This window comes from Mesorhizobium sp. M7A.T.Ca.US.000.02.2.1 (assembly GCF_003996995.1).
Lineage (GTDB): Bacteria > Pseudomonadota > Alphaproteobacteria > Rhizobiales > Rhizobiaceae > Mesorhizobium.
In genome coordinates, this window is sequence record NZ_RZTT01000325.1 from 1 (window position 1) to 7,015 (window position 7,015).

The window sequence follows — 7,015 nt, forward strand, 5'->3', positions numbered from 1 at the left end:
GGTGAGGGCGGCAGCATCATCTCGATCGGCAGCAACCTTGCCGAGAGGGCGACCGACGGCAGCCTCACGGCCTATTCGGCCAGCAAGGCGGCGCTGGTCGGCCTGACCAAGGCGCTGGCGCGCGACCTCGGCCCGCGCGGCATCACCGCCAACGTCGTCCATCCCGGTTCGACCGACACCGACATGAACCCGGCCGACGGCCTGCATGCCGAGCATCAGCGCCGGAAAATGGCAACACCGCGTTTCGGCAAGGCCGATGACATTGCCGGTATGGTCGCCTGGCTTGCAGGCCCTGAAGGCCGCTTCGTCACCGGCGCTGCCCTGACCATCGATGGCGGCGCCAACGCCTGATCCCGAGAGATTTCCGGCTGGGGCGGAACAACCCTCCGCTCCAGCCGTCACGATCTTGTGAAACCGTTCTGCAACAGGCTTTCCAAAATTTATGAAAGCTTAACGAAATCGGTATGAATCAGTATAGTCGCGCCTTACATCCGCCATGCGGTGAGCGGGACGATCTAGCGTGCGGAACGGGAACCGGTTGCGGCCGGAGCGGGTGATTCATGAAATTCCTCGGAAACAAAGCAACCGTGATGCCGCTGCTGGCAGTCACGGCGACGCTGGCTTTCGGTGTACCCCAGGCAGGCGCGCAGGGGCTGTTCGACATGCTTTTCGGCGGCGGCGTCAAGCACGCTCCGAAAGGCGAGTTTCCGCCCCCGCCACCGAAGCACAAGCCAAAGCCGAAGGCTCCGGCCAGCGGTGGCGGTGGCGGCGCGAGAATCAGCAGCCCATCCTATTACACCTACAAGGCGGACCGGCTGGTTCGCGTCGACTTCTCGGCGCTGGCCCCGACGCCAGAGCCGGCGACGCCACAGGATGCGGCTTTCGTGCCGTCGGCAACGGGCGCTGCGTTTCGTGAAGCGGTTGCCAGCTTGGCTGACTACGAACTCTTAGCCGAGCCCGACATCGCCAAGGCGCTGATCGCGTATTACTCGGCCAATCCGGATTTCATCTGGATAAGCGGAACCAGCCTCAACAGCCGTGCGCAGGATGCGGTTCGGGTGCTTGGCGAGGCTTCAAGCTATGGTCTCACGCCCGCCGACTATACGGTCGAAGTGCCCGCTGCCGGCGCATCGACGACTGACGCCAATGCGCAACTGAAAGAACTCGTCCGTTTCGAGATGGCGCTTTCCGCGCGTGTGCTGCGCTATGCCCATGACGCCCAGAACGGCCGCGTCGATCCCAACCGCATGACCGGCTACTATGATTTCCCGGCCAAGCCGCTCGACTTGCAAGGCGTCCTGAGGACGCTGGCGCATACCCAGCAAGTGCGCACCTATCTCGAATCGCGGCATCCGCAGAATGCGGAATACCAGGCGCTGCGCGTCGAACTCGAATCTCTGCAGGCCAGTGCGGAAAACGAAATCGTCGTCGACCCCAAACTGCTGCTGAAGCCGGGCGAAACCAGCCCCGAACTGCCGAAGCTGCTGACCTTGATCGCGCGCAATCTCGATGACGAGATGGGCGGCGCCTATGGCGAGATCCTGTCCAGGCTGGCCACCAGCGAAGTCTATGATCCGGAACTGGTCCCGGTCATCAAGGCCGTGCAGCAAAAGGCAGGCATGAAGGGCGACGGCGTCATCGGCCCGCGCACCGTCGCGACGCTGGCGGGAACATCCAAGGCCGACAAGCTGCTGAAGGTGGAAGTAGCGCTCGAGGAACTGCGCTGGCTGCCCTCCGATCTCGGCAGCCCGCGCGTCTTCATCAACCAGCCGGCCTTCACCGCGAGCTACATCGACAATGGCGAGGAAAAGCTCAAGACGCGTGTCGTCGTTGGCCGGACCACCAACCAGACCTCCTTCTTCTACGACCAGATCAAGCAGGTCGATTTCCATCCCTATTGGGGCGTGCCGCAATCGATCATCGTCAACGAGATGCTGCCGAGATTGCGCAACGATCCCGGCTATCTCGACCGGTCCGGCTATGAGGTGACGGATTCGCGCGGCAAGCGCATTCCTTCGTCGGCGGTCAACTGGGGCGCCTATGGCGCGAACATCCCCTACAGCGTGCGCCAGCAGCCGAGCGAGGCCAACGCGCTGGGCGAGTTGAAGATCCTGTTCCCCAACAAGCACGCGATCTACATGCACGACACGCCGCAGAAATCATTCTTCCAGCGTGATATGCGCGCGCTCAGCCATGGCTGCGTGCGGCTGCAGGACCCGCGCGGCATGGCGGCGGCGGTGCTTGGCACCTCCGTGGACTATATCGCCGAGAAGCTGAAGCACGGCCACTCGACCGAGAATGTGACACGCACGATCCCGGTCTATGTCGCCTATTTCACCGCCTGGCCTGATCTGTCCGGCAAGGTCGAATATTTCGGCGACGTCTACGACCGCGACTCGCGCCTGAAGCAGGCTCTGGACGCCACGGAGGCGGTTCGCTCGCCTTCGAGTTGATCCAGGGCTTTCGGTAGGCCGTTAACTCATAAATACGGCATGACCGAAAGCGGAAAGGCGGCCGAGAGGGAACGAGGAGCGGCGGCTACCGTTATCGAACAAGCTCAAAACGCAACTGTGATCCTGTTTCGGCAGGGACGAACGATGTTGAGCGCTCGAAGCGGAGGCGCCTATGTCGAGCCATTATGCGATTCTCGAAGCCCCCTCCACGCTGGGCCTGGCGACCGACGGTGTGGAGCGCTTGCCTGGCCGGCTCCTGGACCTTGGCCTTGCGGAGCGCATCCAGGCGCGCCGCGCCGGGCGGCTGGCTGTGCCTGCGAAGGACCCGACGCCCGATTCCGAGACAGGCACCCTGAACGCCAGGGCAATTGCGCAGTGGTCGCCCAAGCTCGCCGACGCCGTGGAAGCGGTGCTTGACGCAGGCGGGTTTCCAGTGGTGCTGGGCGGCGATTGCACGATCGTGCTGGGCTCGGCGCTCGCGTTTCGACGGCGCGGCCGCTACGGCTTGCTCTTCATTGACGGCAACGCCGATTTCTTCCAGCCAGAGGCGGAACCCAATGGTGAGGGTGCCTCGATGGACCTCGCCTTCGTCACCGGCTACGGTCCCTCGCTTCTGACCGACATCGAAGGTCGCGCTCCTCTGGTCCGCCCTGAAGACGCTGTCGCCTTCGCGTATCGCGATCACAAGGATCAGGAGGAGTACGGAAGCCAGCCGCTCCCCGAGGAGCTCAAGGTGCTTGACCTTCCCGCTGTGCGCGCCACGGGCATCGAGGCCGCCGCACGCGAAGCGGTCGATCACCTGACGAGAGCGGAATTGGACGGCTTCTTCATCCATCTCGACGCCGACTGTCTCGACGATGTCATCATGCCGGCTGTCGATTTTCGCGTGCCAGGCGGGTTGTCGTGGGACGAGTTAACGGCCGCGCTCCGGCTTGCCTTGGCGAGCGGCAAGGCAGTCGGCCTCGAGATCACCATCTACAATCCGCGCCTTGATGAGGACGGCAGCGCCGGACGCGGCCTGGCCGACGTACTGGCCGCTGCGCTCGGAACAGCAGCGCCATGACGATGATTGCGGCGGAATCTGTTTCAAGGCTCCGCATGAGCCGATCGGCGTGGCTCCGCGATTATGAGTCTGCAAGCTAGTAGCGCTCGAACAGTGGCCGCCGGAAGCCGGCGTCGCGCCCGGCGATCAGCCAATAGAGCAACCCGGCGACAAGGCCGGCAGCGGCGATGATGCCGATGTCGACCCAACGCTCCGGGTCCATATCCTCCGGCGCGCTCGGCCAGATCAAGGCGAAGCCGCCGACCGCGGCGCCGGCGCCGAAAACCATGTGCAGCAGGACATTGCGCAGCGAGAAGAACTCGGCGATCAGCGCGAAGATCAGCGTCTGCAGCGCGGTCACCACGATGGTCAGGAAATAGACGAACATGCCGAGCGGCGGCACCAGCAGCACCGCGATCGGCGAAACGCCCATGACGTCGAAATAGCTGGGCGCGTTGGGCAAGGAACTGAGCACGCCATAGATCACCGCGATGGCGATCAGGCCGACCAGCACCGACACGAAGTAGCCGGCCAACATCATCAATATGCGCTTCATCACGTGCTTTGCCGTCGCCATCCCCATCCCCCAATGCGGCGCCTGGAGCAATTCCAGGAAAAGTGTGAACGGTTTTCCGTCCGGAATTGCGTCAAAACAAAGAGTTAGAGTGGTTCACCGTTCCATGAAACGGTGAACTGCTCTGGCGCGACAGTCAGCCATCAAAGCGGGACAGACGCAAGGGGAGGCGACGGTTGGCAAGGGCAATCGCTTCGGACCAAGCCCGACTTGTGGCGGAAACCATCAATCGCCGAAGTCAGCGCTGCCCCTTATCGCCCTGCCGGGCGTTCGTTGTTCGAAAAGCCAAGCAGTTGGCTTTTCGTCCGCTGCGCGGACCACGCCTCGACTCCCCGTATAGTGACGGGGAGAAGGGGGCTGGCCGCAACGCCGGCGCCATCCTTGCCTTGCAAAGGCTGGTGATTGGCGAAACCATCGATGCCAGCGTCCCTCTCCCCGTCACTATACGGGGAGAGGATGCCGGCAGGCAGGTGAGGGGCAGCGCCAGCGCCGGGAAGGGCTGGCTAATTTGATACGACGAACCCTATTTCGGCTCCGCCGTCACAGGATCGTAGGTGATTTCAACCTTCGCCTTGTCCGCCGTGTAATAGGTGACGGTGTAGGCGCCGCTGTCCCAGTCGACCTCGTCCACATAGCGAAAGCCGTCGCGCTGCTCGACCTTGGCGATGATCTCCGACAGCTTCTTGGCATTTGGCGGCGGCAGCGGCTTGTCGTCCGCGGCCAAGGCTGCCCCGCCGGCGAGAAGAACGGCGACGCTGGTCGCCAGAAGCAATCTGGACATGGCTTTCCCTCAAGTTTCGTCGGACAGAAACTCGCTGGCGTGCCGGTTTGTTCCGCAGCCGGAATGGGTGCCGATTCAGTCCACCGGTTTGCAGCTGCCCGAATGAGGGCCGCCGCCGCCCGCTTGACTTACGCGGCGCGTCGTTGAGCGGGGTGGAGACCTGAACGGGTTCGGCGAGGGTCGACGGCGGTCACGATGCTGTGGTGGTGATCGCAATAGACGCGATCCGCCGAAGTTGGCCCGGCACAGAAGCGATAACCGCCGGGCACTGACCGGTCTTCGCTCACCGGGAAGCGGCACTGATAGACGCCTAGCTGAATGAGGGGGACGTCTTTCGAAATCGGTCTGATATTTTCAGGCATGGTTTTTCAGGTTCCTGGTTCATAGCCATTGCCGGCTGACGGCCGCTGTGCGACCGCGTCGAAGGGAGCTTCTCTCGGTTTGGAGGGCTGTGGGTCACCATATGGTGTTGGTCGCGGTGTCAATGAAGCCCCGAAACCCTGCTTTCGCAAGCCAATCATTGCGACTTAAGGCCACACCGGCTGCTGGGCGGGCGGGCTATGAAGCGAATACATTTTGTCAGCAGACAGTGCGGTCGCGTCCCGGAGCATCTCTTCGAACCGTTGCGCCGGTGCTATGGTGTGCCTGCATGATCAGACAGCAGGGATATGAGCCATGCCCGAAGTCACCCGCCGTACACTTCTTGCGTTCACCGCCGTGGCCTCTGCCATTGAACCGAAATTTGCCGAAGCGGAAGGGGCCTCACCCGAATTGCGGGCGCTGATCGGAGCCCATGAAGCCAGCTATGTCGGGCTTCACAGGATTGTTCATCAAGCGGGCAGCAGCAGCCACGAACGCAAGAGGGCAGACCGGATCGAACAGGAAGCCTTGCTGGCCATCTGCTCCTATGCGGCGATCAGCCGAGGCGACCGCCAGGCCAAGGCCGATTACCTGTTGACCGCTGAGGCTCGGGGTGAACTCGACCTGGAAGAGCACATGCAGGCCATCCTGCACTCGATGAAGCGCTGATCGCGGCTCGTGCATCTCCAGACATCGCCGACTTCCGTAAGGATTTTGGTGGGCGATGCAGGGATTGAACCTGCGACCCCACCCGTGTGAAGGGTGTGCTCTCCCGCTGAGCTAATCGCCCGCTCGTTGCCCGAAGGCCAAGCGAGCCGCGATATAAGGGAGGCAGGTGCGGGAAGTCAAGGCGGTGTCCAGCGTTCTGACAAGGATCAGATTTGCTGCCCTCACAGCCCTGTCTGCGACGCGGCGCCGGCCGCCTTCCGGTCAGTTTCCGGCGGCGGCAATCAGCTTTTGCGCCAGATCGAGCGTCAGCGCGTCGAAATGCGAAATGACAGCCGAGGGTTCGAACTCGCGCACATGGCGGTCAGTGTAGCCGAAATCGACCGCCACCACGGGAATGCCGGCGGCTTTTGCCGTGTCGATGTCGGTTTGCGAATCGCCGACCATCAGCGCGCGGTGCGGGTCGCCGCCGGCCAGCTTGATGGTCTCGATCAGATGGCGCGGGTCGGGCTTGCGGAAGGCGAACGTGTCCTGGCCGGCGATCGCGGCGAAATGTTTCGTCAGGCCGAGCGCCTCGATCAGCGCCAGCGAGTTGGCTTCGTATTTGTTGGTGCAGATGGCGAGGACATAGCCGGCCTCCTCGAAGCGCGCTATCGCTTCGATGACACCGGGATAGGGGCGCGACTTGCCGGGGATGTTGAGCGTGTAGTGGTCGAGGAAAAGTTTCAGCAGCCGGTCGTGCTCCTCGACGGCAAGCGATCGCTGATGGGCGGCGTGCGCCCGCTCGATCATCACCCGGCCGCCGTGACCGACAAAACGCCTGAAGCCGGCTTCGTCGACCGCCGCGATCTCGCTGGCGGCAAGGCTGTGGTTCAGGCTGTCGAGCAGGTCCGGCGCTGTGTCGATCAGCGTACCGTCGAGGTCGAACACGATGATCGGTCGGGTCATGATCTGTCCTGGGCAGGGGTGCAATGGGCAGGCGATAGCGGCTGCGGCGCGTCAAGGCAAGCGCGGGGCCAGTTCGTTCAGGCGGGCCTGCCCATCAGGCCGGGCATTCGCGGCGGACCGTCCGATATGAAAAACCCGCCTCGGCGGCGGATTGTTGGCGCAAATCATCACCATGGGCAAAAATGTAGCAT

Annotated in this window: 7 protein-coding genes and 1 tRNA gene; 4 read left to right on the forward strand and 4 right to left on the reverse strand. The window is 63.0% G+C overall.

Annotated elements, in window-relative coordinates; all coding sequences use genetic code 11:
• The 3 genes from EOD15_RS25005 to EOD15_RS25015 all read left to right on the forward strand — a co-directional run.
• The coding region (locus EOD15_RS25005; RefSeq protein WP_127408939.1) for an SDR family oxidoreductase at nucleotides 1–351 on the forward strand (351 nt) is incomplete at its 5' end.
• Nucleotides 352–560: 209 nt separating this feature from the next.
• Nucleotides 561–2,453: a murein L,D-transpeptidase gene (locus EOD15_RS25010; RefSeq protein WP_127408940.1), complete on the forward strand. Its 1,893-nt coding sequence runs from the start codon at nucleotides 561–563 to the stop codon at nucleotides 2,451–2,453.
• A 172-nt stretch (nucleotides 2,454–2,625) separates the two neighbouring features.
• The gene (locus EOD15_RS25015; RefSeq protein ID WP_127322896.1) at nucleotides 2,626–3,516 is read left to right on the forward strand and encodes an arginase family protein; all 891 of its coding nucleotides are present in this window, start codon (nucleotides 2,626–2,628) and stop codon (nucleotides 3,514–3,516) included.
• A 76-nt stretch (nucleotides 3,517–3,592) separates the two neighbouring features.
• Here EOD15_RS25015 and EOD15_RS25020 read toward each other — a convergent pair whose 3' ends face one another.
• Complete coding sequence (locus EOD15_RS25020; RefSeq protein WP_164749075.1) at nucleotides 3,593–4,078, reverse strand: hypothetical protein; 486 nt, start codon at nucleotides 4,076–4,078, stop codon at nucleotides 3,593–3,595.
• A 514-nt stretch (nucleotides 4,079–4,592) separates the two neighbouring features.
• On the reverse strand, nucleotides 4,593–4,850 hold the full coding sequence (locus EOD15_RS25025) for a PepSY domain-containing protein (RefSeq protein WP_127269438.1): 258 nt from the start codon (nucleotides 4,848–4,850) through the stop codon (nucleotides 4,593–4,595).
• 675 nt (nucleotides 4,851–5,525) lie between these two features.
• On the opposite strand from EOD15_RS25025, the gene EOD15_RS25035 reads away from it, so the two are divergent.
• Nucleotides 5,526–5,879 carry a hypothetical protein gene (locus tag EOD15_RS25035; RefSeq protein WP_127318746.1) on the forward strand — a complete coding sequence of 118 codons (354 nt, stop codon included), beginning with the start codon at nucleotides 5,526–5,528 and terminating at the stop codon, nucleotides 5,877–5,879.
• A gap of 46 nt (nucleotides 5,880–5,925) precedes the next feature.
• On the opposite strand, the gene EOD15_RS25040 is transcribed toward EOD15_RS25035, so the two are convergent.
• Together EOD15_RS25040 and EOD15_RS25045 are read right to left on the reverse strand one after the other, a co-directional pair.
• Nucleotides 5,926–6,000: transfer RNA gene (locus EOD15_RS25040), tRNA-Val, on the reverse strand.
• A 140-nt stretch (nucleotides 6,001–6,140) separates the two neighbouring features.
• Entirely contained in the window at nucleotides 6,141–6,824 is a 684-nt protein-coding gene (locus tag EOD15_RS25045) for a phosphoglycolate phosphatase (protein WP_127318744.1), read from the reverse strand.
• Nucleotides 6,825–7,015: the final 191 nt, after the last annotated feature.

Coding starts and splice junctions, on each gene's coding strand:
- EOD15_RS25010 (WP_127408940.1), top strand. CDS start 561: ATGAAATTCCTCGGAAACAAAGCAACCGTGATGCCGCTGCTGGCAGTC.
- EOD15_RS25015 (WP_127322896.1), top strand. CDS start 2,626: ATGTCGAGCCATTATGCGATTCTCGAAGCCCCCTCCACGCTGGGCCTG.
- EOD15_RS25020 (WP_164749075.1), bottom strand. CDS start 4,078: ATGGGGATGGCGACGGCAAAGCACGTGATGAAGCGCATATTGATGATG.
- EOD15_RS25025 (WP_127269438.1), bottom strand. CDS start 4,850: ATGTCCAGATTGCTTCTGGCGACCAGCGTCGCCGTTCTTCTCGCCGGC.
- EOD15_RS25035 (WP_127318746.1), top strand. CDS start 5,526: ATGCCCGAAGTCACCCGCCGTACACTTCTTGCGTTCACCGCCGTGGCC.
- EOD15_RS25045 (WP_127318744.1), bottom strand. CDS start 6,824: ATGACCCGACCGATCATCGTGTTCGACCTCGACGGTACGCTGATCGAC.